Genomic DNA, 25,499 nt, shown 5'->3' with positions numbered 1-25,499 from the left:
AAACATCGCAGCTTTTGACCTGATAAGGAAAATGAACGTGATAGGCAGACTACGAGGCATTATTCTGGAAAAACAGCCCCCTTTGGTGCTGCTGGAAACCAACGGCGTGGGCTATGAAGTGCATATGCCGATGACCTGTTTTTACGAATTGCCGGAACTGGGTCAGGAAGCTATCATCTTCACGCAATTTATCGTCCGCGAAGATGCTCAGTTGCTCTACGGATTTAACGATAAACAAGAGCGCGCGCTGTTCCGTGAGCTGATTAAAGTTAACGGCGTCGGGCCAAAACTGGCGCTGGCTATCCTGTCAGGCATGTCGGCACAACAGTTCGTCAGTGCGGTAGAAAAGGAAGAAATCACCGCCTTAATCAAGTTACCTGGCGTCGGTAAGAAAACCGCAGAACGTCTGGTCGTCGAAATGAAAGACCGGTTTAAAGGATTAAACGGTGATTTGTTTAACAATCATACTGATATCACGCTACCTGCATCTGCGTCGAAAGCGAAAGAATCTGACGCTGAAGGCGAAGCCGTTGCAGCCCTGATATCCCTCGGGTACAAACCACCAGAAGCCAGCCGTATGATCAGCAAAGTCGCCAAACCCGGCGCTGAATCAGAAACGTTGATTAGAGAAGCGCTGCGCGCTGCGCTGTGAGGTAAGAGATGATCGAAGCTGACCGCCTGATTTCGTCCGAAGTGTTCACCGAAGAAGAAGTCATTGATCGTGCGATCCGCCCCAAGCTGCTGTCGGAATATGTTGGCCAGCCTCACGTGCGCTCGCAAATGGAAATCTTTATTCAGGCGGCTAAGCAACGCAAAGACGCGCTCGATCACCTGCTGATTTTCGGACCGCCCGGGCTGGGGAAAACCACTCTCGCCAATATCGTGGCAAACGAAATGGGCGTTAACCTGCGCACGACCTCCGGGCCGGTGCTGGAAAAGGCCGGCGATCTGGCCGCGATGCTCACCAACCTCGAGCCGCACGATGTGCTGTTCATCGATGAAATCCACCGCCTGTCGCCGGTTGTTGAAGAAATTCTCTATCCGGCGATGGAAGACTACCAGCTGGACATCATGATCGGCGAAGGCCCTGCCGCGCGCTCGATCAAACTCGATTTGCCGCCGTTCACTCTGATTGGCGCCACGACCCGCGCCGGTTCCCTGACCTCTCCTTTGCGCGACCGCTTCGGTATTGTGCAGCGCCTGGAGTTTTATCAGGTGGCGGATTTACAACACATCGTCGGGCGAAGTGCACTATGCCTGGGGCTGGAGTTGTCCGAAGAGGGGGCTCATCAGATTGCCCGCCGTTCACGCGGCACGCCACGTATCGCTAACCGTCTGCTGCGCCGCGTGCGCGACTTTGCAGAAGTGAAAGGTGACGGGACGATCAACGGTGATGTCGCCAATGGCGCTTTGGATATGCTGGACGTGGATGCTGAAGGTTTCGATTATATGGACCGGAAGCTGCTGCTGGCGATTATAGATAAATTTTCCGGCGGACCTGTCGGCCTGGATAACTTAGCGGCGGCAATTGGTGAGGAACGTGAAACCATCGAAGATGTGATTGAACCATTCCTGATCCAGCAGGGCTTTATTCAGCGTACGCCGCGCGGGCGAATGGCAACCAATCATGCCTATAAGCATTTCGGACTCTCTCGCGACGAAGAATAAGCCCGAAATCAGACAAAAATATCCTGCAACGGACGCATCAGCGTCCGTTTTGTTTTCTGCAATTCAGGAAAAGGCAGGTAAACGGCAGGGTTCAAAAGGCGGTGAAAGCGGGGCTCTCACCGCGTAACGGGCTAAACTTCCGCTTTAGGGGTACGCAACTTCGGCACAACTAACTCACCCTTGGCATTGTAGTAACGACTAGGCCAGATTTCCCAGGCCGGTACGCCAATCATTTGCGCGATGATCATTTCGCCTTTCGGCCAGCGTCGTGAAAGGGTATTTGAGAGCGTGGAAGAACCCAGTCCGGACTCCCGGGAGAGTGCCGTCAACGTTGAACCTTTTTTGCGAATTGCCGCGATAATATCGGCGGGATGCCAGTCTTCTCTGGAGTTAGTCATAATGCGGCCTCTGCGTATCTGGGGCACATAATGACCGGGAGAGGGGGAGTGCCTGCCTTGGCTTGTCTTTCATTTCACATTGTCCAGTAGATTAATGTTTGGCCGCCACTGGAGTTGAGAATCTCGCTGGTGGTAGCCCTGACGGGGTTCTCAACACCGGTTCTACTGGATACCGGCCTGACCTAAGTCAGCCCCGCCTGAGCCACCATTGAGATATTGCTTGTTGTTTGTACAGGCAATAGGTGTGCGCAGACTCAGACATAGAATGTGTGTGCATTCCATGTCGCCAGTGAACATTCAGGTTGAGAATCCCGGACGCGGATTTTGCCGCGACAAGGAATTATAGCGCAACGTGTAAACGGTTACCAAGGTTGCAATACACAGCTTACTAATTTTGTAGCCTTACGCCGCTTATTTAGCGCTTTATGCCCGCAACGAACTCCGGCCGGGGGCTTGTGAGGCAAGACTTCTGCACATAATCTGAGGCCGGTCACATTTTCACGATTTGTCCGGGATTACGGCTTGTATCCGGAGGGGATTCACCAGAGAATCCCCTCAGAGAGCAGGATTGTTACTGTCTGACAGGCAAAACCTAAACTTCTTGTTTCTTCGCATTGTGCGGAGAAACCGGACGTTTAGGTTTTTTTTTGGCCTGAATTCAGGGGCCGGCCGCCCCTGTGGAATATACCGGCAATATCGTGCACCACGCCATTACTCTGATGAGATAACACCATGGAATACAAAACGTTAGCCGATGAAATTCTCCGCGGAGTGGGCGGAAAAGAGAACGTGAACAGCGTGGTGCATTGTGCAACCCGTTTACGCTTTAAATTAAAAGACACCACCAGGGCCGATGCAGAAGGGCTGAAAAAAAATCCCGGTGTGATCATGGTCGTGGAAAGTGGCGGCCAGTTTCAGGTGGTGATTGGCAATCACGTAGGCGCAGTCTACGAAGCGCTGGTGAAAACCAGCCCGCTTTCCGAAGGGGGTGACGAAGAGTCCGGCGATAAGGGCAGCCTGTTTGCGCGGGCAATTGATGTGATCTCCGGTATCTTTACGCCGTTCATCGGCATCATGGCTGCCTCAGGGATCCTCAAAGGGTTTCTGGCACTGGCGCTTGCCTGCGGCTGGCTGGTGCCGGAAAGCGGTACGTATAAAGTCTGGTTTGCCGCCAGCGATGCGATGTTTTATTTCTTCCCGCTGGTGATTGGGTTTACAGCGGGTAAAAAATTCGGTGGTAATCCGTTTGTGACGATGATGATTGGCGCAGCCATGGTGCATCCGCTGATGATTGCCGCTTTTGACGCTCAGCAGGCCGGTGCTCCGGCCGAGCATTTCTTTGGTATTCCGCTGATTTTCATTAACTATGCGTCATCGGTTATCCCGGTGATCCTCGCGGCCTGGGCATCCAGCTGGCTGGAAAAACGGGCGATGAAAATCCTGCCCGGCGCGCTGCGCAATTTTATTACCCCGCTGATTTGCCTGATGGTGATCGTTCCGCTGACATTCCTGGTGATCGGCCCGGTGGCGACGTGGGCGAGCCAGCAACTGGCAAACGGTTATCAGTTTATTTATCACGTCAGCCCGATGATCGCCGGTGCCTTTATGGGCGCGCTGTGGCAGGTTTGTGTGATATTCGGCCTGCACTGGGGGCTGGTGCCGCTGATGATCAATAACTTCAGTATTCTCGGTCACGACACCATGCTGCCGCTGTTACTCCCTGCGGTTATGGGGCAGGTCGGTGCGGTGATCGGCGTCATGCTGCGCGTCAAAGATGCCCGAACCAAAGCGCTGGCGGGGTCGGCCATCAGCGCCGGGATTTTCGGCATCACTGAACCTGCGGTGTATGGCATCAACCTGCCGCGCCGCAGGCCGTTTATCTTTGGCTGCGTCGGCGGTGCATTAGGGTCGGCGATCCTTGGCTATTTCCAGACCACGGCTTACTCCTTCGGTTTTGCCAGCATTTTCACATTCACTCAGGTGATCCCTCCGACAGGTTTTGACCAGACAGTCACCGCGGCCATTGTTGGTACGCTGATTGCCCTGGTGTTTGCTGCCCTGGCAACTTATCTCTTCGGCATGAAAGAAGAAGAGGTGGCAGCCGGACCCGATCCGAAAGTGGCGGCAGAATTGGCACAGGCACCGCGGGGTAAAACGCTGATCGCAAGCCCGATGACCGGCACCTGCGTGGCGCTGGAAGAGGTAAAAGATCCCACATTTGCCAGCGGTCTGCTGGGTAAAGGTGTCGCCATTATACCGACTACGGGGCGGGTGGTTTCACCGGTAAACGGCACGGTGGTTTCTCTGTTTAAAACGCATCATGCCATCGGAATTGAGGGCGAAGACGGCGCGGAAATTTTGATCCACGTCGGCATCGATACCGTGAAGCTCGACGGAAAGTTCTTTACCCCACATGTAGCCGTCGATGCGGTGGTGAAGCAGGGCGATTTGCTGCTCGAATTCGATATTCAGGGCATCACGGACGCCGGATACGATCTGACAACGCCGGTGCTGATGACCAACAGTGACGATTACCTTGACGTGATCCCGGCCAGTATTGGCCAGGACGTCAGTGAACAAACGCCACTGCTTACGCTTTTACGATAAGTTTTTTTTCGATAACGACCAGAGCCAGGAGGTTCATATGAATAAGCAATTCCCAAACGGTTTTTTATGGGGCGGCGCAGTGGCAGCCAATCAGGTAGAAGGTGCATACCTGACCGACGGTAAAGGATTGTCTACCTCAGACTTGCAGCCGCAGGGCGTTTTCGGTCCGGTGCAGGAGCGTGTGGAGGGGGATTTCGGCGTCAAAGACGTGGCGATCGATTTCTATCACCGCTATCCGGAAGATATGAAGCTGTTTGCCGAAATGGGTTTTACCGTTTTGCGGACGTCAATTGCCTGGACGCGTATTTTTCCGCAGGGTGATGAAACGCAGCCAAACGAGGCCGGACTGGCCTTTTACGACCGCCTGTTTGATGAAATGGCAAAATACGGCATTACGCCGCTGGTGACGCTTTCTCACTACGAAATGCCTTACGGGTTGGTAAAAAAACACGGTGGCTGGGGAAGCCGCGACACCATCGGCTTCTTTGAAAACTACGCCCGCACCGTATTCAGCCGTTACAAAGATAAGGTCAAATACTGGCTGACGTTCAACGAAATCAATATGTCGCTGCACGCACCCTTTACCGGCGTGGGCTTGCCGGAAGACAGCAGCAAACAGGAAATTTATCAGGCGATCCACCACCAGCTGGTTGCCAGCGCCAAAGCGGTAAAAGCCTGCCACGAGATTATTCCTGATGCCAAAATCGGTAATATGTTGCTGGGCGGCATGCTCTACCCGCTGACCTGCAAACCGGCAGACATGATGGAAACGCTGCAACAGAACCGTGACTGGTTATTCTTCGGTGATGTTCAGGTGCGCGGTGCGTACCCGGCCTATATGCCGCGTTTCTTTAAAGATCGCGGCATGGAAATCATCATCACCGCGGAAGACAAACAGGCGCTGAAAGAAACCGTCGACTTTATTTCTTTCAGTTACTACATGACCGGTTGTGTGACCACCGATGCAGAGCTGAATATCAAAGCGCGCGCCAATATATTGAACATGGTGCCAAATCCGCATCTGGAAAGTTCAGAATGGGGCTGGCAGATTGACCCGGAAGGTTTGCGCTTCCTGATGAATGAGTTGTATGACCGCTATCAGAAACCGTTATTTATTGTTGAAAACGGCCTGGGTGCGCGCGATAAGCTCGAAGCCGACGGCAGTATCAACGATGATTACCGCATTCAGTACATCAACGACCATTTAGTTCAGGTGCGTGAAGCGATTGAGGACGGCGTGGAAGTGATGGGCTACACCAGCTGGGGGCCTATCGATCTGGTGAGCGCGTCGAAAGCTGAATTCTCCAAACGCTACGGGTATATCTACGTTGACCGCGACGATCAGGGCAATGGCTCGCTGGAACGTCGCCGTAAGAAAAGCTTCTTCTGGTATACCGAGGTGATTAAATCTCACGGTGCATCGTTGAAATCCTGATATTATCAGGCAGATCCGTAGACAGCGGCAGACAAAACCTGATCATCCGTACGGATGGTCAGGTTTTTCTTTTCAGGGAGTTAGAATGAAAATCGCCAAAATACTCAATAATAATGTGGTGGTTGTCGTTAACGAACAGCAACGCGAACAGGTGGTTATGGGCTGCGGGCTGGCGTTTATGAAAAAAACGGGAGATGAACTCGACGACAGTAAAATCGAGAAAATCTTTGCGCTGCAAAATGATGAACTTGTTGCCCGCCTGACCGAGCTTTTATCCCATATACCGATGGAAGTGATGACCACCTGTGATCACATCATCACGCTGGCGCGCACCCGTCTGGGCAAATTACAGGAAAATCTGTATATCGCGCTGACCGATCACTGCAATTTTGCCATCGAACGGCAGAAAAAGGGTGTGCCGATCAGTAATGCGCTGCTGTGGGAAACCCGCCGTCTGTACCCGAAAGAATACGCACTGGGGCTCGACGCGCTGGAGATCATTGACCGCCGCCTTGGCGTTCGCCTGCCGCCCGACGAGGCGGGATTTATTGCCCTCCATTTGGTGAATGCTCAGCTTAACGGCGAAATGCCGGAAGTGGCGCAGATCACCCGCGTCATGCAGGAAATTCTTAACCTGGTGAAATACCAGTTGCGGCTCGAGTATGACGAAGAATCGCTAAGTTATCAGCGGTTTGTCACCCATCTCAAATTTTTCGCACAGCGTATGCTGAGCCGTACGGTAGTGGCTGACGACGACATGACGCTGCACGTGGCGGTGAAAGAAAATTACCCGCAGGCCTGGACCTGCGCCGAAAAGATTGGTGATTACCTGAGCGCGCAATATCAGCGTGAGCTGACCACGGAAGAGGTCATGTACCTGTCAATTAACATTGAGCGGGTCAGAAAAGAGAGCCTGCCAAAAGAGACATCCTGACCGCACGTATCCACAAAATTCGTCCTGCGAAATATGAGTGATAACAATTTTTAGTGACGTTTTTTTTGCCTCGGTAAGTGAGAACAGGTAGCATCCTTCGCCGTTATTGCTTGAAAACAGTTCCGGCTAAAAAAATACAGTGGATAAACCACGTAAACGTCCAGGCTTGCAATCGGTTGCTTGCCCTATAAGACGTCCAGGCGAAGGTCATTTTTGGAGAACAAGATCGAATGAAGTCTCATAAAAAGTCGGCAGAGGCCAAACGCGCTGCTAAAAGACGCTGGTTGGATTCGCACGACGACGGGTATCACAAAAGCATGGGCAATCGTCAGGTTCAGATGATTGCTATTGGCGGCTCTATCGGTACCGGTTTGTTCCTCGGTGCAGGCGCACGTTTGCAGATGGCCGGTCCGGCATTGGCGATTGTTTACGCCGTGTGCGGTATTTTCTCTTTCTTTATCCTGCGTGCGCTTGGCGAACTGGTGTTACACCGTCCGACCAGCGGCAGTTTCGTTTCTTATGCACGTGAGTTTCTTGGCGAAAAAGCGTCTTACGTTGCTGGCTGGATGTATTTCCTTAACTGGGCGATGACCGGGATTGTCGATATCACCGCAGTGGCTCTGTATATGCACTATTGGGGAACCTTCGGTGATGTTCCGCAATGGATGTTCGCGCTGGGCGCACTGGCGATTGTCGCCACCATGAATATGATTGGTGTGAAGTGGTTCGCCGAAATGGAGTTCTGGTTCGCGCTGATCAAAGTCGCGGCCATCGCCATCTTCCTGGTGGTCGGCGTTGTATTCCTCGGTACCGGTAAGGAACTTGATGGCAATTCGACCGGCCTGCATCTGATCACAGATAACGGCGGAATATTCCCGCACGGCCTCTTGCCGGCGCTGGTGCTTGTACAGGGCGTGGTCTTCGCCTTCGCTGCGATCGAACTGGTCGGGACGGCGGCGGGCGAAACCAAAGATCCTGAGAAAGTGCTGCCAAAAGCCATCAACAGCGTGATCTGGCGTATCGCCTTATTCTACGTGGGTTCGGTGGTGCTGCTTGTGCTGCTGCTGCCGTGGAATGCCTATCAGGCGGGGCAAAGTCCGTTCGTGACTTTCTTCAGCAAACTGGGCGTACCTTACATCGGTACCATCATGAACATCGTGGTGCTGACGGCGGCGCTGTCGAGCCTGAACTCCGGGCTGTATTCCACTGGTCGTATCCTGCGTTCTCTGTCGATGGGCGGTTCTGCGCCGAAATTCATGTCGAAAATGAGTGCGCAGCAGGTGCCGTATGCGGGCATTCTGGTTACCGTTGGGATTTATATTATCGGCGTCGTGCTGAACTACTACGTGCCTTCGCAGGTGTTTGAGATTGTCCTGAACGTCGCCTCTCTGGGCATCCTCAGTTCATGGGCATTTATCATTGTCTGCCAGATGAAGCTGCGTACCGCCATTAAAGAAGGCCGTGCGAAAGACGTGTCCTTTAAAATGCCGTGGGCGCCGGTGACTTCCTGGCTGACGCTGGCCTTCCTGGCGAGCGTGCTGGTGCTGATGGCGTTTGACTACCCGAACGGTACCTACACCATTGCGACCATTCCGGTGCTGATCATTCTGCTGGTGCTGGGCTGGATAGGCCTGCGCAAACGCGCTGCAGAAGTTAAACAAGCACAGGACGCGCACGAAGAAGCATATCATGACGGCGCAGAAGTGAAGTAATTCCTTCCGGGTACTGCTGTGATAAACGACCAAGGGCTGCCCGCAAAGGCGGCCCTTTTAATCATTGCGGCTTTTTAAGCCAGCACAAGTAATTATTCCTAAACTGCCCGGCCTTTGTCCCTTTTCCCCATCAGTTGACTAGTCTTAGGTCTTTGCAAAGACAAGAGAGACGCATGTTTAAGATCCTGCTACAAATTTTTTCCAGCCCTGAAAAGTTTTTAGGGTTGTTCAGCGCTGCCGATATTGAAAATACGCTTGAAGAAGGGGAGCGCATTTTGATCGACGAAAATGGCACCGCTTCGGTTAATCCTGCCAATCAGGAGATGCAGGAAGACTTCGCCCGTCACGTCAAACGCATGAGCGTGTTGTAATGGCAACGGCGGTATTTATGGTGTTAATGGTCTGCGGGTACTGGTACACCACCCGCGACATCTCATCTCGTTTCAAACTCAAACGCACGTTCGGCTGGGATGTCTATTTCCTGGTGGCGCTGTACGGCTGCATATTTGTCTTACAGGGCGTACTGGTGATTGCACTGGTGTATCTGGCGCTGTGGGGCATTTCCACCGTTGTGAACTGGCTGCCTGAGCTGTCGCATCTACATCAGGATGTGCACTACCACCGTGATTTTATCAACTGGAGTTTCCTCGGGATCCAGGCGCCGGTGGTCATTATGCTCGCGGTGTCGGTGATGCTGTGTTTGATGCGCACGACCTGGTCGCAGGGGTTACGGCTCAACACCGCCGGACGCAAGGAGCTCTACAAGCAACTGACGCGCGCCAACGGTGTGGAAGGCATTTTGTACCAGTGCATGGAGCAGGGCGACATGGTGTTCATCACTTTGCAATCGCGCCGGGTTTATATCGGCATGGTGCATACTGCACGATGCGAAACGTCCTCCTCCGATAATGTCGTGGTGATCCCGATGGTCAGTGGCTATTGCGACAAGGACACGCTCGAACTTCGTGTGGAACACAATTACGCCCGCTATTACAGCGAACATGGCATCACGCCGGTATCGAAGCCGGTGGATGCCCTGAATTTTCGCAAAGTGATCCTGCTTAGCCAGATTGAGACATTGTCGTTGTTCGACCCGGCGAGTGCCTGTGCGTTTGAGAAGCTGATCCCGCTGATCGAAGAAGATATGCAGAAGAAAATCGGGGAAAAGGACGCCTGAGATCAGGCGTCCGGTTATCTTCAGGCCATCGTGAAGCTGAAATCGCTCAGGCCTTCAATGCCGCCGGTGATCACATCACCGCGCTGCACGGCACCGACGCCTGCTGGCGTTCCGGTGTAAATCAGATCGCCCGGCTGCAATTCAACGGCCTGCGACAAATAACTTATGACATCCGCCACTTGCCAGATTTGATCGCTCAGGTCACCGCGCTGGCGCTTCTCTCCGTTGACGTCCAGCCAGATTTTACCCGACGCAGGATGACCGGTCTGGCTGACCGGCAGCAGCGGGCTGGCGGGGGCTGAGGCATCAAATCCTTTTGCGAAATCCCACGGCCTGCCCATTTTCTTCGCCTGTGCCTGAAGATCACGGCGGGTCAGATCGACGCCCACGGTATAACCCCAGACGTGCGAAAGAGCATCGGCGACGGCGATATCTTTACCGCCTTTGGCGATGGCGACCACCAACTCGACTTCGTAATGCAAATCTTCCGTCAGGCCTGGATAGGGAACGCTGCCGCTGGCAGGCACAACCGCATCGGCAGGTTTGGAGAAGAAGAAAGGCGGCTCGCGATCGGGATCGTGACCCATTTCGCGGGCGTGCTCAGAATAGTTACGTCCAACGCAGTAGACGCGGCGTAGCGGGAAACGTGCACTCTGGCCTTCAACGGCCAGAGAAGGCGTTTGAGGTACGGCAATTACAAATTCGGTCATCGTATTCACTTCACAAAGTTAACGTATTGTTATATTTGCAAAGCACACCCCGGTTGACCAGCAAATTGTTGTTACTGGTCAATGTCTGACGGTCAGGATATGTAACGCGCCCCCGGCTCATCGTCATTAAAAACCATCAACTGCTGTGTATTTCTGAAAGCCGGTACAGGACGGGGAAGATCCCTGACGCGTGATTTGCGGTTTAACGGGATTTATTCACCATCAATTCATTTTCTCTCTGGAGTACCTTCAGGCAGTTTTCTCCCCGGCGATGCAGCCTGAGCAGTGCAGTTTGCGTTTTTTGATAGTACGCGGAGAGCGCATTTGTGCTGGCATCGGGGAAGGGCATGGCGCAGAGGATATCGGTTTCAATATTTCCTTCGGCCACTTTGAGGACATCGCCCGGATTCTGGCTGAGCGCTGTCGCCAGTGCGGGCATCAGCATCGCGTGGGTTTGCGGATCTGTCACATTGACCAGGGCATCGGCAATCATCAGCCATTCGCGATCCCCCTGAGAAATCCCATCCTGCAGGGTCTTTCGGCTGGCAACGGAGAGTGAACTGGCGACCTTTTCAGCACCGTTTTTCTCCATGGCAACCCACAGCAGGGCTGGCGTAATTTTCTGCCGGTTTAGTGAAAAATTCTGCTGATCCTGGGCGGTGGTTCTTATTTTCCCAAAGGCTTTATGTAACTCGTCGAGGCAGGACTTTCCCTTTTCACCCATTTTTTTCAGTGCCGGTTCAGTCAGACGATAATAGCGCGCGAGAGAAGCATCAGCTTCACCGGGGAAAGGCAGCGTACAGACCTTTTCTTTACCCGGCAAACTGGCGGATGCAGGATCGGACAGGGCGCTGATGACGTTTTTGGGATCCTTTGATAACGCCCTTGCCAGCGCTTCGACGAGGGCGCTGGCGTTGCCTCCCTCAAGCCCCGGTGCGATTTCCGGTACCAATTTTAGCCATTCAGGATCGGCCTTTGTAATACCGGACGTCAGTGTTTGAAATTCTTGTTCATTCAGATGGCTGATGGCCTGTGCAGCGCCGATTTTCTTGACGGAATCATGAAGTGTTTGTGGTGTTACTGATGAAGCATATGCCGTGGTGGCGAGAGGTGCGCACAGAATCAGCGCAGTCATGAGGTGTTTCATATCCAATTCCTTTGGAAGTTTTTATTGTTTTATTCGCTGTGCAACCCGTGCCGGGCGTTGGGCAAGATATAAGCTTCGGAGGAAACGCTTTATGCGCTATATCAACCTGAGGTGAGAAAAATCCGAGCCCGAGAAACAGGCCACGGATTTCGAGGGTGAGAAAATCACAAACGTCTTTTTATTGGGGGGCTCAGGGTTTCAGGGCTGACAGTCTCTGATGATCAGGCTTGGCGGAGTCATGACGTTCAGCTTTCTTCGAGCATCTGCGAAACCAACATCCCTACCCGCTGTACCGCACGTTCGGTTTTTGCCGTCAGGGGCTGGGCGTAATTCATCCGCAGGCAATTGCGGTATTTTCCCGATGCGGAGAATATCGAACCGATGGCGATCTGCACGTTATATTCTTCCAGCATTCGGTTTAGCCGCAGCGTATCAATACGCTCATCCAGTTCTATCCACAGCAAAAATCCCCCCTGAGGACGGCTGACCCGCGTTCCGCAGGGAAAATATTTCATGACCCAGTCGGTCATTACGCACAGGTTTCGCTGGTACTGATTGCGCATACGGCGCATATGTTGCAGATAGTGTCCCTGTTTGATGAAGTCGGCGATGGCAATTTGTGGCAGCGTCGCGGAGGCACCGGTGGTGATGTATTTCATGTGGATGGCGCGGTCATGATAGCGGCCCGGTGCAATCCAGCCGACACGCAAACCGGGCGCCAGCGTTTTCGAAAACGAACTGCACAGCAGAACACGGCCATCTTCATCGAAAGAGGTGATGGTGGCGGGGCGGGGATACTGATACGCCAGTTCGCCATAGACGTCGTCCTCGATAATCGCGAGATCGTAACGCTGCGCCAGACGCAGTAAGCCTTTTTTGCGCTCATCCGGCATGTTGTAGCCGAGCGGGTTATTGCAGTTAGGCGTCAGCTGTATCGCTTTGATGGGCCACTGTTCAAGCGCCATTTCCAGCGCTTCCAGGCTGATTCCGGTGACCGGGTCGGTAGGAATTTCCAGTGCTTTCATGCCGAAGCCTTTCAGGGTTTGCATTGCACCGTGAAAACTCGGGGAATCGACCGCGACGATATCGCCATGTTCGCACACGGAGCGGATGGCGATCGACAGCGCCTCATGACAGCCGGTGGTGATCAGGATATTGCTGGCATCCATATGACTGCCGCTGTCGATCATCAGCCGGGCGATCTGCTCGCGCAAATCTTCCGAGCCGTAGATGCTGTCGTAATGAAACGCGTTGAGATTCTGATGCTGACCGGCGCGCCCCATCAGGCGACTGAGCGGTTTGAGCGTCGGCGCGGTAACATCGGGAGAGCCGCGGCCGAGTTGCACCACGCCGGGACGATGCGGGGAAGTGATGAGATCCAGCACCTGATCCCACTGTGAGATCTCAACGGGTCGTTGTGCCGGGCGGCATCCCGAGGGCAGGGCGGCCTGTATCCTCGCGCCTTTCACAAAGTAGCCGGATTTAGGGCGCGCTTCCACCAGCTGTTTCTCTTCCAGCACGCGGTAAGCCTGCTGAACCGTACTCACGCTGACGCCATGCTCACTGCTCAATACACGCACGGAGGGCAGACGGATCCCGGCGGGATACAACCCCTGTTCGATGCGGTCACTTAATACGTTCGCCAGATTTTCATAACGGTTCATTATCTTTTCCTCAACCTCGGCGCAAACAAAACAGTACAGATGCATACAATCTAACCCCGTATCTGTGATTGGATCCAGATCTGTATGGTTGAAATACTAAAAAACTGAATCTGTAATGTTTTTGCCGTTTATCCGATCCTGTTGTCAGGTCGTTAACGGGAGAAGAATATGAAAAATATCATTGAAGAACGTCAGTTTGCAGGGTGTGAGGCAAGGGTTTGTGCGGATGTCGGGGTGGCTGAGCGTGCAGTACAGATGCCGGTTAAAAAAGGCGGATGGTTAAAACAGTTGTTTGCCGTGGTATATGGCTGGAATGAGCGCCGGGTCAGCCGCAAAATTTTACACGGACTGAGTGCGGATCAGCTGAAAGATATCGGGCTGGCGAAATCGGATATCGACAGAGAATATCCACGCAGTGTTTGGCCTAACTGGCCGAAGTGATTTAACGTCCTCCCCCTGACGGGGGAGGAGTCGTCATACGTTCTTATTTCACCTGCATACCAGGCTGTGCACCGGAATCCGGGCTGAGCAGGAAGATCTCTTTCCCGCCAGGGCCAGCCGCCATCACCATTCCTTCAGAAACACCGAAGCGCATTTTACGCGGTGCGAGGTTAGCGACCATGATGGTCAGACGGCCTTCCAGCGCTTTTGGATCAGGATAGGCAGAGCGAATGCCGGAGAAAATCTGACGCGTCTCGCCACCCAGATCCAGTTGCAGGCGCAGCAGTTTGTCCGAACCTTCCACGAAATCTGCGGTTTTGATCAGCGCAATCCGCATGTCCACTTTAGCGAAATCATCAAATGTGATGGTGTCCTGAATCGGGTCATCCGCCAGCGGACCTGTTGCCGGCACTTTCGCTGCCGCAATGTCTTCTTTTGACGCATCAACCATCGCGGCCACTTTATCCAGCTCGATACGGTTAAACAGCGCTTTGAACGGATTGACCTGATGCGACAGTAAAGGCTGCGCAATGGAATCCCAGCTCAGCGTGGTGTTAAGGAAGGCTTCACTGCGCTCGGCCAGCGATGGCAGAACAGGTTTCAGATACGTCATCAGTACGCGGAACAGGTTGATACCCATTGAGCAAATAGCCTGCAGGTCGGCGTCGCGGCCTTCCTGTTTCGCCACAACCCACGGTGCCTGCTCATCCACGTAACGGTTTGCCAGATCGGCCAGCGCCATGATTTCACGGATAGCACGGCCAGATTCGCGGCTGTCATACGCCTGCGCAATGCTCTCAGCGGCATCGGCGAAGGTTTTAAACAGAGCTTCGTCAGCCAGTGTATCCGACAGTTTTCCGTCGAAACGTTTGGCGATGAAGCCAGCGTTACGGGAAGCCAGATTGACCACTTTATTGACGATGTCGGCGTTCACGCGCTGCACGAAATCTTCCAGATTCAGATCGATATCATCAATACGGGAAGACAGTTTGGCGGTGTAGTAATAACGCAGGCAATCGGCATCCAGATGGTTCAGATAGGTGCTGGCCTTGATGAACGTGCCGCGGGATTTGGACATCTTCGCGCCGTTCACCGTCACGTAACCGTGAACAAACAGATTGGTAGGCTTGCGGAAGTTGCTGCCTTCCAGCATGGCTGGCCAGAACAGGCTGTGGAAATAAACGATATCTTTACCGATGAAGTGATACAGCTCGGTCGTTGAATCTTTCATCCAGAATTCGTCAAAGTTCAGATCGCCGCGACGGTCGCAAAGATTCTTAAATGAACCCATGTAACCGATAGGCGCATCCAGCCAGACGTAGAAGAATTTGCCCGGCGCATCCGGAATTTCGAAACCGAAATATGGCGCATCACGGGAGATATCCCATTGTTGCAGACCGGACTCAAACCATTCCTGCATTTTGTTCGCGACCTGCTCCTGCAATGCACCTGAACGGGTCCACGCCTGTAACATCGCGCTGAATTCTGGCAGATCGAAGAAGTAGTGCTCGGAGTCACGCATGACCGGCGTAGCGCCAGACACCACGGACTTCGGTTCGATCAGTTCGGTCGGGCTGTAGGTCGCACCGCAGACTTCACAGTTATCGCCGTACTGGTCGGGCGATTTACATTTCGGGCAGGTGCCTTTGACAAAACGGTCAGGCAGGAACATGCCTTTCTCCGGATCGTACAATTGAGAAATGGTGCGATTCTTGATGAAGCCGTTTTCTTTCAGACGGCCATAAATCAGCTCGGACAGCTCACGGTTTTCATCGCTGTGCGTGGAGTGATAGTTGTCGTAGCTGATGCCAAAGCCGGCGAAATCTTTCTGATGCTCCTGGCTCATTTCGGCAATCATCTCTTCCGGCTTGATACCGAGTTGCTGTGCTTTCAGCATGATCGGCGTGCCGTGCGCATCGTCCGCACAGATGAAGTGCACCTCATGGCCGCGCATTCGCTGGAAACGAACCCAGACGTCAGCCTGGATGTGTTCGAGCATGTGACCAAGATGGATGGATCCGTTGGCGTACGGAAGTGCACAGGTTACCAAAATTTTTTTCGCGACTTGAGCCATAGTAAGAGCTTGCTTTCTGTTGTTGAAATCAGGGGTATTGATGTTAACCGAAAGCGCCGCCCCGCGTAAACAAACGGGGGATCTCTACATCTCTTCTGTTATGCTATTTAGAGAATAAGTCGTTTAATAAATAGTCTGACAACCCCTTTCAAGGAGCCGGGATGACATCTCAATCCCCACAGCAGACCACCCCCGCGGGGCTGCGCGCACTAGTGACCGGCGTACTGGCCACCTTCCGCCATTCCACTCTGCAAAAAGATCTCAACGCCATTAAAGCACTGCATCACTGCGTGTTAATGGATGAGGTTTTGCATATCGATCTGACACTTCCCTTCGCCTGGAAAAGCGGTTTCGAAGTATTGAAAGATGAAACCAGCGGCGAACTGCTGCGCGTGACGGGTGCATCCGCCATTCAGTGGAACCTGCGCCACGACATCGCCACCATGAAACGGGCCAACGAGCAGCCGGGTATTAAAGGTGTGCGTAATATTCTGGCGGTCAGTTCGGGGAAAGGCGGCGTAGGGAAGTCCACCACCGCAGTCAATCTGGCGCTGGCGCTGGCGGCCGAGGGTGGAAAGGTCGGGATTCTGGATGCCGATATCTATGGTCCCTCAGTGCCAAACATGCTGGGCACAGAAGATGAGCGCCCGACGTCGCCGGATGGTGTGCATATGTCGCCCATTATGGCGCACGGGCTGGCAACGAATTCAATTGGTTATCTGGTTACCGATGAGAACGCCATGGTCTGGCGTGGCCCGATGGCCAGCAAAGCATTGATGCAGATGTTGCAGGATACGCTGTGGCCGGATCTGGACTATCTGGTCATCGACCTGCCACCGGGTACCGGTGATATACAGCTGACGCTGTCGCAAAATATTCCTGTTACCGGCGCGTTGGTTGTCACCACGCCGCAGGACATCGCGCTGCTCGACGCGATGAAAGGTATCGTGATGTTCGAGAAAGTGCATGTGCCGGTGTTAGGCATTATCGAAAATATGAGCATGCACGTTTGCAGCAATTGCGGTCACCACGAACCGATTTTTGGCACCGGCGGGGCACAACGGCTGGCAGAAAAATACCGTTGTGAATTGCTGGCACAATTGCCGTTACACATCTCGCTTCGTGAGGATTTAGATCGCGGTGAACCGACGGTGGTGTCTAACCCGGAGAGTGAATTTACAACGATTTACCGTGAACTGGCGTCAAAAGTCGCATCACAGCTGTTCTGGAAAGGCGATGCAATTCCTACAGAAATCGCTTTCCGCGCAGTTTAATCTCTCAACTCTGCGATTTATTGCCTGATGTCAGCGATTACACAGCCTTAACGCTGGCATCAGGCGCTGTCTTGAACTTATAATTGGCGCGTTCAAAGCACACGTCTGTGCTTGCCTTCCAACTTCCAAATCAGGTCTTTAATTTTATGTCTGACAAATTCCATCAGTGTGTCATCGTAGGTATCGCTGGCGCATCTGCTTCGGGAAAAAGCCTTATCGCCAGTACGTTATACCGTGAACTTCGTGATCAGGTAGGCGATGAGCACATCGGGGTGATCCCTGAAGATTGCTACTATAAAGACCAAAGCCACATGACCATGGAAGAGCGGGTCAAAACCAACTACGACCATCCAAGTGCGATGGACCACAATTTGCTGTTTCAGCACTTACAGGCGCTGAAATCAGGCCAGGCAATCGAATTGCCGAGCTACAGCTTTATTGAGCACACACGGCTTGCCGAAACGGTGACGCTGAAACCTAAGAAAGTCATCATTCTGGAAGGGATCCTGCTGCTGACGGATGTGCGTCTTCGCCAGGAAATGAACTTCTCCATCTTCGTGGATACGCCGCTGGATATCTGCCTAATGCGCCGCATGAAGCGTGACGTCAACGAACGTGGCCGTTCAATGGATTCAGTGATGGCGCAGTATCAGAAAACCGTCCGCCCAATGTTCCTGCAATTTATCGAACCCTCCAAACAATACGCAGACATCATTGTGCCGCGCGGCGGCAAGAACCGGATTGCGATTGATATCCTCAAGGCGAAAATCAGCCAATTCTTTAACTAATCGCGGATGCAGCCGTAGAAAACCATACCGGAGAAACGATGAGACTTTGCGATCGAGATATAGAAGCCTGGCTAGACAGTGGCAAATTGGGAATTTCCCCGCGTCCGCCTGTTGAACGTATTAACGGTGCTACAGTAGATGTACGTCTGGGTAATGGATTTCGCGTTTTCCTCGGGCACAACGCAGGTTTTATCGATCTGAGTGGCCCGAAGGACGAAGTCAGTGCCTCTCTCGATAAAGTGATGAGTGATGAGATCGTCCTGCCTGAAGGCGAGGCGTTCTTCCTTCATCCGGGCGAACTTGCGCTGGCCGTGACGTTTGAAACCGTTTCTATTCCCGACGATCTGGTCGGCTGGCTGGACGGGCGTTCCTCCCTCGCACGTCTGGGGTTGATGGTTCACGTGACGGCACACCGTATCGATCCGGGCTGGCAGGGACGCATCGTGCTGGAGTTCTATAATTCAGGTAAATTGCCATTGGCGCTGCGCCCGGGCATGTTGATTGGTGCATTGAGCTTCGAGCCGCTTTCCGGACCGGCGGCACGCCCTTATAACAGCCGTCAGGATGCGAAATATCGCGACCAGCAAAGCGCGGTTGCCAGCCGTATTGATGAAGACTGATTCAGCTTTTTATCCGCAGGTCGGATAAAAACGTGAGGAAGGCATGAGAAGACTACTGACGACACTGGTTATTTTACTGGTGGTTATCATTGCCGGCATGACTTCGCTGGTATTTCTGATCAATCCAAACGACTTCCGCCAATACATGGTGGAGCGGGTTGAGATGAAAAGCGGTTATCAGCTCGCGATTAACGGTCCGTTGCGCTGGCATGTCTGGCCTCAGATGAGCATTATCGCAGGGCAAACCTCCCTGACTGCGCCGGGTGCGAAAGCGCCGGTGGTCAGCGCGGAAAACATGCGGCTGGACGTCAAACTTTGGCCGCTGCTTTCTCATCAGCTTGCGGTAAAACAGGTGCTGCTGAAAAATGCGGTTGTGCGGTTAACGCCTGACAGTGAAGAAAATCAGCCCGGCGCGCCGGTGGCTCCTTCCACCCCGACGCCAGTGGCGCCGGCAGCACCCGATCTTGAGGCTGGCTGGAAATTTGATATCGATAAATTGAGCATCGTCGACAGTTTGCTTATCTGGCAGCGTGGCAACGATGATCAAATTAATGTCCGTGACATCAACATGGAAATGGACAAGAACGATAACCGCCAGGCCACTCTTCAGGTTTCCAGCCGCATCAGCCGCAATCAGCGCGATCTGGCATTCACCATGACCGCCGAACTGGATATGCAGCATTATCCTCAGGCCTTCGCGGCGAATATCAGCAAATTTACCTATCAGCTCAGCGGTGCCGATATTCCGGTGAAGGGCGTTCAGGGTAGCGGTGCTATGCAGGCCAGTTATCAGCGCGATATGGATACCGTCAAACTGAACCAGCTGAACTTAACGGCGAACGATAATCAGATCGCCGGAACCGCATCTGCCACGCTGGGCGATAGTCCAGATTATCAGCTGAATTTAACCGCCAATAAGCTCGATCTCGATGCCCTTAGCGGCTGGCAGCCTAAAACGGATGAGACATCCGGTGAAAGCACGCCTGCTGTTACCTCAGCACCGGTCATTGCCCGTGATGTGGACAATCAACCCAATGGTTTGAGTAATCTGCAAAACTTTGATGCCAGTCTGGCGCTGAAGGTGGCAGAGTTGACCTATCGTGGTTTGAAAATTCAAAATCTGGTACTGAATGCGGTTAATCAGCAGGGTCAGGTCGGTTTATCCACCTTTAGCGGCAACATGGGCACAGGTACCTTCTCTTTGCCTGGCGATATGGATGTCACCGGGAAGCAGATTCAGGTTCATCTGGTGCCGGACGTGAACAAGATTGAGTTGGGTGATGTTCTGGCTGCCTATGGCCTGCCAAAAGCGCTGACCGGGAGCTTCTCGCTCAAAGGTGACGTAAATGGCAAAGGGCTTTCCGCCGCAGATTTCGCGCGACGCTGGCAGGGTGAAGGGCAACTCTCAATGGATAATGCGCATCTGAACGGCATTAATATTCAGCAGCTTATCCAGCAGGCCGTCGCCCGCAGCAGCGATAAGGTTCAGGGGCTTGAGCGCTATGATCATTACAGTCAGATCGATACGCTGAGAGCTCAGGGACAACTTGCCACGGGTACCTTAACCCTGAAAAATCTTGAAGGTCAGTCGCCGATGGTGACAGCGAAAGGTAACGGCACCATTAACATGGCAGATCAGCAGGTTGACATGAACTTGCTCATCCGTGTGACCGGTGGCTGGAAGGGTGACAGCAATCTGATTAATACACTGAAAACCACCGATATCCCCCTGCGGGTTTACGGGCCGTGGGCTCAGATGGGTTATCAGTTGCAGGTTGACCAGGTGCTGAGACAGACGCTGGAACAGAGCGCGCGCAGCGCGATTCAGAACTGGATTGATAAACGTAAAGACAGCAAGGGAAATGACGAAGTGCAAAAGCTTCTGAATAAGTAATGTCTTACGAATAAAAAACGGGTGCCTTAACAGGGCACCCGTTTTTTTTTCAACAATGATTAAACTTCGTAGTCGTTGTCGTTTTGCGGCTTCAGTGATGTGATTTTCACTTTCAGGATCCGGTGACTGCTGACTTCCAGTGGTTCGAACAAATAATCATAGATTGTGATCTGTGCGCCCACCTGCGGGATGCTTTGCGTATGCTCCATCAGCAGCCCCGCCAGCGTATGGTATTCACGTTTCTCGTCAACCGGCAGGGCGATATACATCACCAAATCTTCAAGCGGCATATAGCCGTTGGCGATCCAGGTGCCGTCTTCCAGTTGCTGAATGTCATGACGTGCGTCAGGGGTTTCATCCGACTCCGGCAGGTTCCCGGCGATAGTTTCCATCACATCCGTCAGCGTCACAATGCCTTCAACGGAACCGAATTCATCGACCACGAAAGCAAAGTGCGTTTTGGCCTGACGGAACTGTTCGAGGGCCATCAGCAAAGAAAGTTGTTCGGGGAAGATCAGCGGTTGACGAATCAGCGCTTTAAGGTCGAGTTCATTTTGTAACAATTGCTGTTTCAGCAGATCAACCACGTGAACCACGCCCAGCGGTTCATCTGTTGAGCTGTCTTCTGTCACCAGAATACGCGTGTGCTGATTGTTGGCAATTTGCTGCGTTAACACGTCAACCGGGTCGTTAAGCTCCAGGTTATCAACATCATGGCGTGAGGTCATCACGCTGCTGACGGTGCGCTGTCCGAGCCCCAGAACGCGTTCAATCATGTGACGTTCCTGCTGATTGAAAATCGCATCCTCTTCATTTGCGCTGTCGGCAATCATGCCCGAGGAATGTGCATCCAGTTCCGCTTCTTCATGCTTACCGCGCAGAACACGCAGAACCGTCTCGGCAGTGCGTTCACGCAATGAACGGCGAGAGGACAAAAAACGTCGACGGTTAAACTGTGCCAGTTGGTTCAGGCCTTCAATGATCACCGAAAAACCAATTGCAGCGTAAAGATAGCCCTTAGGGATCGCATAGCCGAAGCCTTCCGCAACCAGACTGAACCCGATCATCAGCAGGAAGCTAAGGCACAAAATCACAATAGTCGGATGCGCATTAACAAAGCGCGTCAGCGGACGGCTTGCCAGCAACATCAGACCCATGGCGATACATACCGCAACCATCATCACGGCGAGGTGATCGACCATCCCGACGGCCGTGATGACCGAGTCCAGCGAGAAGACGGCATCGAGCACAACAATTTGCGCGACAACGGGCCAGAATTTTGCCCCACTATGTTGCTGAGTTTGCTCTTCGTCTTTCCCTTCAAGCCGCTCATTTAACTCCATCGTGGCTTTGAACAGCAGGAACACACCGCCGGTCAGCATGATCATGTCTCTGGCACTGAATGCATGGCCCAGCACCGTCAGAAGAGGGCGGGTGAGTGTAGACAGCCAGGAGATCGAGGCCAGCAACAGTAACCGCATCACTAATGCCAGTAAAAGCCCGGTGACACGCGCCTTGTCGCGTTGCTGACGAGGAAGTTTTTCCGCAAGAATGGCGATAAAAATGAGATTGTCTATGCCCAGAACAATTTCGAGTACTACCAGGGTAGCCAGCCCGGCCCAAATCGACGGATCGGCGATCCATTCCATATTACTTTTTTCACCTTTAGTCACACGGCGGTTGCCGCACGTTGAATAATGGGCGCCAGAGGAGGAAAATTCAAATCTAAAACAGTGGGGTACCCTGCCTGATGGGAGGATTGGCACATCAGGGACCGCTAAGTTAGAGTGGTTAAACCAAATGATTTGGAATGCAGCAAATTGTGATGATAAAACCGCCGAACAGGTTCAACATTCCTAATTTTGTGTCTTAGGCTTACCGTTTGGTGCTGCTTACTGGTATCGTAATCACATATACAGAATATGTATTTGATGTTCCGGGTGAGCAGTACGGTCTCCTAAATGACATCACAGGGTCTATACTCACGGAAGAAAATATCGTGCTGGGTAATAAGTTTGCATTTACATTTTCAGCCTGGTGAACTACCTGACTTACTTTGGTGCTAACTGACTGAATTTACACACAATAGGTTTCAAGGAGTATCCTTTACAATGTTAAAAGCTGTTATCCCTGTTGCCGGTCTGGGCACACGCATGTTGCCAGCGACGAAAGCCATTCCAAAAGAAATGCTGCCTATCGTCGATAAGCCTTTAATCCAGTACATCGTTAATGAATGTGCTGCAGCGGGCATCAAAGAAATTATTTTGGTTACGCATTCCTCCAAAAATGCGATCGAAAACCACTTCGATACCTCATTTGAACTGGAAAGCATGCTGGAAACACGCGTCAAGCGTCAGTTGCTGGAAGAGGTGCAGTCCATCTGTCCTAAAGGTGTGACCATCATGAACGTGCGTCAGGGGCAATCCAAAGGTCTGGGTCATGCTGTTCTGTGCGCCAAGCCATTGATTGGTAATTCACCTTTCGCAGTTATCCTGCCAGACGTTCTGATGGATGATTCCACCAGCGATCTGCGCAAAGATAACCTTGCCGCTATGCTGACCCGTTTTAAAGAAACCGGTAACAGTCAGGTTATGGTTGAAGAAGTGCCGGAAGAAGACGTTTCTAAATATGGCGTTGTCGATTGTAACGGCGTTGAGGGTGAGCCAGGTAAAAGCACACCAATGACGGCAATCGTTGAAAAGCCAGAGCGTAAAGATGCGCCATCCAACCTGGCAGTAGTAGGACGTTATGTTTTCTCCGAAGATATCTGGCCGCTGCTGGCGATCACACCTTACGGCGCAGGTAACGAAATTCAGCTGACAGATGCTATTGCACTGTTGATGAAAAAAAAGACCGTTGAAGCTTTCACTATGACCGGTCGTTCACATGACTGTGGCGATAAGCTGGGTTACATGAAAGCCTTTGTGGAGTACGGCGTGCGCCATAACTCACAAGGTGACGCTTTCAAAGCCTGGCTTAAAGAGTTTGCTGGCGAGTAATCTACTGACTTTTGTGGTTCTGAAAGCACCATTTTTATGGTGCTTTTTTATGAGCGAAGAGATCCTGCTTGTGAACATGACCGCACAGCTAAAAAGACTTCTATGAAAGAGTGATTTACTTCTTTATGCCTGAAAAATAGGCAAGCAGTCACTTATTTATTAATCGAAATCCTATTATAAAGTAATCATGACCGAAGCATTTATGCATCGATTACCTACAGTACGTTATCTGTACAATGTTGTTGTTTAAACAGGCATTTATTCACAAAATAGGTGTGTTTAGGCTGCGTTAATCAGAGTATTGAGCTAGGCTATGTGCACAAACATAAATCAACATTAAACCGTGGCTGAAAATCATATTATGGCAACTCTGAAGTTTATATATTACTGAATTAGCGATGGAAAAGTAGAGTGACTGTTATTAACCGATTTGTCTACAGCGCTAACCGGTTACGTTTTTAAACAAAATCAATGTGTTCTGAAGATTATCGCGATGTCTTTTAAGATGATTAGGTCTTGCTATCGCATACGTTTAGGATAAAAATTACCGATTAAGTCAGTCAGGGGAGGTTCCCTGGTTAGTAAGAGTGGAAGATGGTACTCTTATAAGTGTTTGATATTTAGTTTGTTATCAAAATAAGCACATTGGTAGCTTCAGAGCCAGGGGCGGTAGCGTGGATTTTTACTGTACACTGTTTGCCCGCAGTACAAATTTACTTCGTTTTTGTCTCCATTACCAAGACCGACAGGGTTGTTCAGGTCGTAAGTTTACCGGAAGCAAAATTTATTAAATGGCTAAAAAACTACGTTCATGAAGTTTCATAAGTATTTATCATATATTAATAATATTTAGGGTGTATAAAACATTAATCTATTGAACATGGTGCGGTCATGCAAGAATATATTATAATATTTTTTAGTGCGTTAGCTTCATTATTTGTTGCCCGTAGGGTTGCCCGGCGCGTAGGATTAGTAGATAAACCTAATGCAAGGAAACATCATAACGGGCATATTCCTCTTGTGGGCGGAGTTTCAATATATATATCTATTTGGGTGTTGTTTTTTTTACAACCAAATTGGTTTCCAAATTTTGAATACTACATTATCTGTGTGAGTCTTCTGTTATTTGTTGGTGTATTGGACGACAGGTTTGATTTGCCAGTTACGCCGCGAATTTTGCTCCAGGCTTTTGTCGCTATTGTTATGATGTTCAGTGGGTTACATCTTTCTTCTTTAGGCGATATATTCCTGGGATATGCTGTTGGATTGGGCGTACTAGGATATCTGATTACTATTTTTGCTGTTATGTGTGCAATTAATGCATTCAATATGGTGGACGGTATTGATGGACTTTTGGGGGCATTATCATGCGTAAGCTTTGCCTCTTTAGGTATCGCCTTCACTTTACATGGAAAATATGAACTTGCACAGTGGTGTATTTGTTTAACCATCGCCTGTTTACCCTATATTCTTCTCAATCTTGGTATCCCGTGGGGACGTAAATTTAAAGTGTTCATGGGAGACGCCGGGAGTACATTAATTGGATTTACCGTAATCTGGTTAATTATTCTTGCGACGCAGGGTACAACTGCCATATTGCATCCGGTTACAGCATTATGGATTATCGCTGTTCCTTTGATGGACATGATTCGCGTTATGATTTCAAGGGTCAGACGAGGTGACAGTCCCTTCAAACCCGATCGTGAGCATTTACACCACATATTATTGAAATATGGTTTTACGCATTCAACTGCGTTAGGTGTTGTATTGGCCATAGCAATATCATTCTCTGCAGTAGGCATCTACGCTGATATGATGAATTATAACCAGCTTGGTGTTCTCATTTTGTTTATTGCTTGTTTTGGCGCTTTTGTGTTGTTTATAAATAAGCTGGCTAAGATAGGGTCGCTTAAAGAAAATAATAGATCATAGCGATATTTTAAAACTTAAAATTCAG

At 51.5% G+C, this 25,499-nt stretch carries 21 protein-coding genes; 15 read left to right on the top strand and 6 right to left on the bottom strand.

Translation table 11 applies throughout. From position 1 onward, the window contains the following. Positions 1-37 precede the first annotated feature (37 nt). Positions 38-652: a Holliday junction branch migration protein RuvA gene (ruvA, locus tag J1779_RS12865; RefSeq protein ID WP_013575037.1), complete on the top strand. Its 615-nt coding sequence runs from the start codon at positions 38-40 to the stop codon at positions 650-652. A gap of 8 nt (positions 653-660) precedes the next feature. Beyond that, complete coding sequence (gene ruvB, locus J1779_RS12860) at positions 661-1,668, top strand: Holliday junction branch migration DNA helicase RuvB (protein ID WP_056769508.1); 1,008 nt, start codon at positions 661-663, stop codon at positions 1,666-1,668. A 131-nt stretch (positions 1,669-1,799) separates the two neighbouring features. Here ruvB and J1779_RS12855 read toward each other — a convergent pair whose 3' ends face one another. After that, positions 1,800-2,066: a helix-turn-helix domain-containing protein gene (locus J1779_RS12855; RefSeq protein WP_056769510.1), complete on the bottom strand. Its 267-nt coding sequence runs from the start codon at positions 2,064-2,066 to the stop codon at positions 1,800-1,802. 732 nt (positions 2,067-2,798) lie between these two features. Here J1779_RS12855 and bglF point away from each other — a divergent pair. The 6 genes from bglF to J1779_RS12820 all read left to right on the top strand — a co-directional run bounded on the left by bglF (position 2,799) and on the right by J1779_RS12820 (position 9,931). Next, on the top strand, positions 2,799-4,673 hold the full coding sequence (gene bglF, locus J1779_RS12845; RefSeq protein ID WP_217203937.1) for a PTS beta-glucoside transporter subunit IIABC: 1,875 nt from the start codon (positions 2,799-2,801) through the stop codon (positions 4,671-4,673). 37 nt (positions 4,674-4,710) lie between these two features. Then, a complete protein-coding gene (locus tag J1779_RS12840) occupies positions 4,711-6,108 on the top strand; it encodes a glycoside hydrolase family 1 protein (RefSeq protein ID WP_183847469.1) in 1,398 nt (465 codons plus the stop codon). Positions 6,109-6,193: 85 nt separating this feature from the next. Further along, positions 6,194-7,042, top strand: a complete 849-nt coding sequence (licT, locus tag J1779_RS12835) for a BglG family transcription antiterminator LicT (protein WP_122094908.1) — start codon at positions 6,194-6,196, stop codon at positions 7,040-7,042. Positions 7,043-7,272: 230 nt separating this feature from the next. After that, entirely contained in the window at positions 7,273-8,754 is a 1,482-nt protein-coding gene (ansP, locus tag J1779_RS12830; RefSeq protein WP_217203936.1) for an L-asparagine permease, read from the top strand. Positions 8,755-8,927: 173 nt separating this feature from the next. Next, entirely contained in the window at positions 8,928-9,125 is a 198-nt protein-coding gene (locus J1779_RS12825) for a hypothetical protein (RefSeq protein WP_056769520.1), read from the top strand. Further along, positions 9,125-9,931, top strand: a complete 807-nt coding sequence (locus J1779_RS12820) for a hypothetical protein (protein ID WP_122094910.1) — start codon at positions 9,125-9,127, stop codon at positions 9,929-9,931. The genes J1779_RS12825 and J1779_RS12820 overlap by 1 nt, the downstream gene beginning before the upstream one ends. 20 nt (positions 9,932-9,951) lie before the next feature. Here J1779_RS12820 and J1779_RS12815 read toward each other — a convergent pair whose 3' ends face one another. From J1779_RS12815 to J1779_RS12805, 3 genes are all read right to left on the bottom strand, one after another. After that, a complete protein-coding gene (locus J1779_RS12815) occupies positions 9,952-10,641 on the bottom strand; it encodes a fumarylacetoacetate hydrolase family protein (protein ID WP_056769523.1) in 690 nt (229 codons plus the stop codon). A 202-nt stretch (positions 10,642-10,843) separates the two neighbouring features. After that, entirely contained in the window at positions 10,844-11,788 is a 945-nt protein-coding gene (locus J1779_RS12810; protein ID WP_217203935.1) for a hypothetical protein, read from the bottom strand. Between the two features lie 245 nt (positions 11,789-12,033). Continuing rightward, entirely contained in the window at positions 12,034-13,452 is a 1,419-nt protein-coding gene (locus tag J1779_RS12805) for an aminotransferase-like domain-containing protein (RefSeq protein ID WP_056769528.1), read from the bottom strand. A 168-nt stretch (positions 13,453-13,620) separates the two neighbouring features. Between J1779_RS12805 and J1779_RS12800 the strand changes: the two genes are divergently transcribed. Further along, entirely contained in the window at positions 13,621-13,893 is a 273-nt protein-coding gene (locus J1779_RS12800) for a DUF1127 domain-containing protein (RefSeq protein ID WP_217203934.1), read from the top strand. Positions 13,894-13,936: 43 nt separating this feature from the next. Here J1779_RS12800 and metG read toward each other — a convergent pair whose 3' ends face one another. Continuing rightward, a complete protein-coding gene (gene metG / locus J1779_RS12795) occupies positions 13,937-15,967 on the bottom strand; it encodes a methionine--tRNA ligase (protein ID WP_217203933.1) in 2,031 nt (676 codons plus the stop codon). Positions 15,968-16,128: 161 nt separating this feature from the next. Here metG and apbC point away from each other — a divergent pair, with 161 nt between their 5' ends. The 4 genes from apbC to asmA all read left to right on the top strand — a co-directional run bounded on the left by apbC (position 16,129) and on the right by asmA (position 20,543). Next, positions 16,129-17,241 (top strand): iron-sulfur cluster carrier protein ApbC, encoded by a 1,113-nt coding sequence (gene apbC / locus J1779_RS12790; RefSeq protein WP_056769534.1) that lies wholly within the window; start codon positions 16,129-16,131, stop codon positions 17,239-17,241. A 146-nt stretch (positions 17,242-17,387) separates the two neighbouring features. Then, on the top strand, positions 17,388-18,029 hold the full coding sequence (udk, locus tag J1779_RS12785) for a uridine kinase (protein ID WP_056769536.1): 642 nt from the start codon (positions 17,388-17,390) through the stop codon (positions 18,027-18,029). A gap of 38 nt (positions 18,030-18,067) precedes the next feature. Further along, positions 18,068-18,649, top strand: coding sequence for a dCTP deaminase (gene dcd, locus J1779_RS12780; RefSeq protein ID WP_056769537.1), 582 nt, complete (start codon positions 18,068-18,070; stop codon positions 18,647-18,649). Between the two features lie 43 nt (positions 18,650-18,692). After that, a complete protein-coding gene (gene asmA, locus J1779_RS12775) occupies positions 18,693-20,543 on the top strand; it encodes an outer membrane assembly protein AsmA (RefSeq protein WP_217203932.1) in 1,851 nt (616 codons plus the stop codon). Between the two features lie 59 nt (positions 20,544-20,602). On the opposite strand, the gene J1779_RS12770 is transcribed toward asmA, so the two are convergent. Next, positions 20,603-22,192 carry a TerC family protein gene (locus tag J1779_RS12770; RefSeq protein ID WP_217203962.1) on the bottom strand — a complete coding sequence of 530 codons (1,590 nt, stop codon included), beginning with the start codon at positions 22,190-22,192 and terminating at the stop codon, positions 20,603-20,605. Between the two features lie 462 nt (positions 22,193-22,654). Here J1779_RS12770 and galU point away from each other — a divergent pair, with 462 nt between their 5' ends. Both galU and wecA read left to right on the top strand, forming a co-directional pair. Continuing rightward, positions 22,655-23,542 carry a UTP--glucose-1-phosphate uridylyltransferase GalU gene (galU, locus tag J1779_RS12765; protein ID WP_056769545.1) on the top strand — a complete coding sequence of 296 codons (888 nt, stop codon included), beginning with the start codon at positions 22,655-22,657 and terminating at the stop codon, positions 23,540-23,542. Between the two features lie 891 nt (positions 23,543-24,433). Next, a complete protein-coding gene (gene wecA / locus J1779_RS12760) occupies positions 24,434-25,474 on the top strand; it encodes a UDP-N-acetylglucosamine--undecaprenyl-phosphate N-acetylglucosaminephosphotransferase (RefSeq protein WP_217203931.1) in 1,041 nt (346 codons plus the stop codon). The last annotated feature ends 25 nt before the right edge of the window (positions 25,475-25,499 follow it).

Origin of the sequence: Rahnella rivi (assembly GCF_019049655.1) — a bacterium.
GTDB classification, from domain to species: Bacteria; Pseudomonadota; Gammaproteobacteria; order Enterobacterales; family Enterobacteriaceae; genus Rahnella; species Rahnella rivi.
The sequence above is the reverse complement of the archived record's forward strand: the minus strand, read 5'-3'. Positions and strand labels throughout refer to the sequence as shown.

What these genes read in the sequence shown, in the direction of transcription:
- J1779_RS12810 (WP_217203935.1), bottom strand. Translation starts at nt 11,788, where the DNA reads ATGAAACACCTCATGACTGCGCTGATTCTGTGCGCACCTCTCGCCACC.
- J1779_RS12820 (WP_122094910.1), top strand. Translation starts at nt 9,125, where the DNA reads ATGGCAACGGCGGTATTTATGGTGTTAATGGTCTGCGGGTACTGGTAC.
- J1779_RS12800 (WP_217203934.1), top strand. Translation starts at nt 13,621, where the DNA reads ATGAAAAATATCATTGAAGAACGTCAGTTTGCAGGGTGTGAGGCAAGG.
- J1779_RS12855 (WP_056769510.1), bottom strand. Translation starts at nt 2,066, where the DNA reads ATGACTAACTCCAGAGAAGACTGGCATCCCGCCGATATTATCGCGGCA.
- asmA (WP_217203932.1), top strand. Translation starts at nt 18,693, where the DNA reads ATGAGAAGACTACTGACGACACTGGTTATTTTACTGGTGGTTATCATT.
- J1779_RS12840 (WP_183847469.1), top strand. Translation starts at nt 4,711, where the DNA reads ATGAATAAGCAATTCCCAAACGGTTTTTTATGGGGCGGCGCAGTGGCA.
- J1779_RS12805 (WP_056769528.1), bottom strand. Translation starts at nt 13,452, where the DNA reads ATGAACCGTTATGAAAATCTGGCGAACGTATTAAGTGACCGCATCGAA.
- ansP (WP_217203936.1), top strand. Translation starts at nt 7,273, where the DNA reads ATGAAGTCTCATAAAAAGTCGGCAGAGGCCAAACGCGCTGCTAAAAGA.
- dcd (WP_056769537.1), top strand. Translation starts at nt 18,068, where the DNA reads ATGAGACTTTGCGATCGAGATATAGAAGCCTGGCTAGACAGTGGCAAA.
- apbC (WP_056769534.1), top strand. Translation starts at nt 16,129, where the DNA reads ATGACATCTCAATCCCCACAGCAGACCACCCCCGCGGGGCTGCGCGCA.
- galU (WP_056769545.1), top strand. Translation starts at nt 22,655, where the DNA reads ATGTTAAAAGCTGTTATCCCTGTTGCCGGTCTGGGCACACGCATGTTG.
- J1779_RS12770 (WP_217203962.1), bottom strand. Translation starts at nt 22,192, where the DNA reads ATGGAATGGATCGCCGATCCGTCGATTTGGGCCGGGCTGGCTACCCTG.
- metG (WP_217203933.1), bottom strand. Translation starts at nt 15,967, where the DNA reads ATGGCTCAAGTCGCGAAAAAAATTTTGGTAACCTGTGCACTTCCGTAC.
- licT (WP_122094908.1), top strand. Translation starts at nt 6,194, where the DNA reads ATGAAAATCGCCAAAATACTCAATAATAATGTGGTGGTTGTCGTTAAC.
- bglF (WP_217203937.1), top strand. Translation starts at nt 2,799, where the DNA reads ATGGAATACAAAACGTTAGCCGATGAAATTCTCCGCGGAGTGGGCGGA.
- J1779_RS12825 (WP_056769520.1), top strand. Translation starts at nt 8,928, where the DNA reads ATGTTTAAGATCCTGCTACAAATTTTTTCCAGCCCTGAAAAGTTTTTA.
- J1779_RS12815 (WP_056769523.1), bottom strand. Translation starts at nt 10,641, where the DNA reads ATGACCGAATTTGTAATTGCCGTACCTCAAACGCCTTCTCTGGCCGTT.
- ruvB (WP_056769508.1), top strand. Translation starts at nt 661, where the DNA reads ATGATCGAAGCTGACCGCCTGATTTCGTCCGAAGTGTTCACCGAAGAA.
- udk (WP_056769536.1), top strand. Translation starts at nt 17,388, where the DNA reads ATGTCTGACAAATTCCATCAGTGTGTCATCGTAGGTATCGCTGGCGCA.
- wecA (WP_217203931.1), top strand. Translation starts at nt 24,434, where the DNA reads ATGCAAGAATATATTATAATATTTTTTAGTGCGTTAGCTTCATTATTT.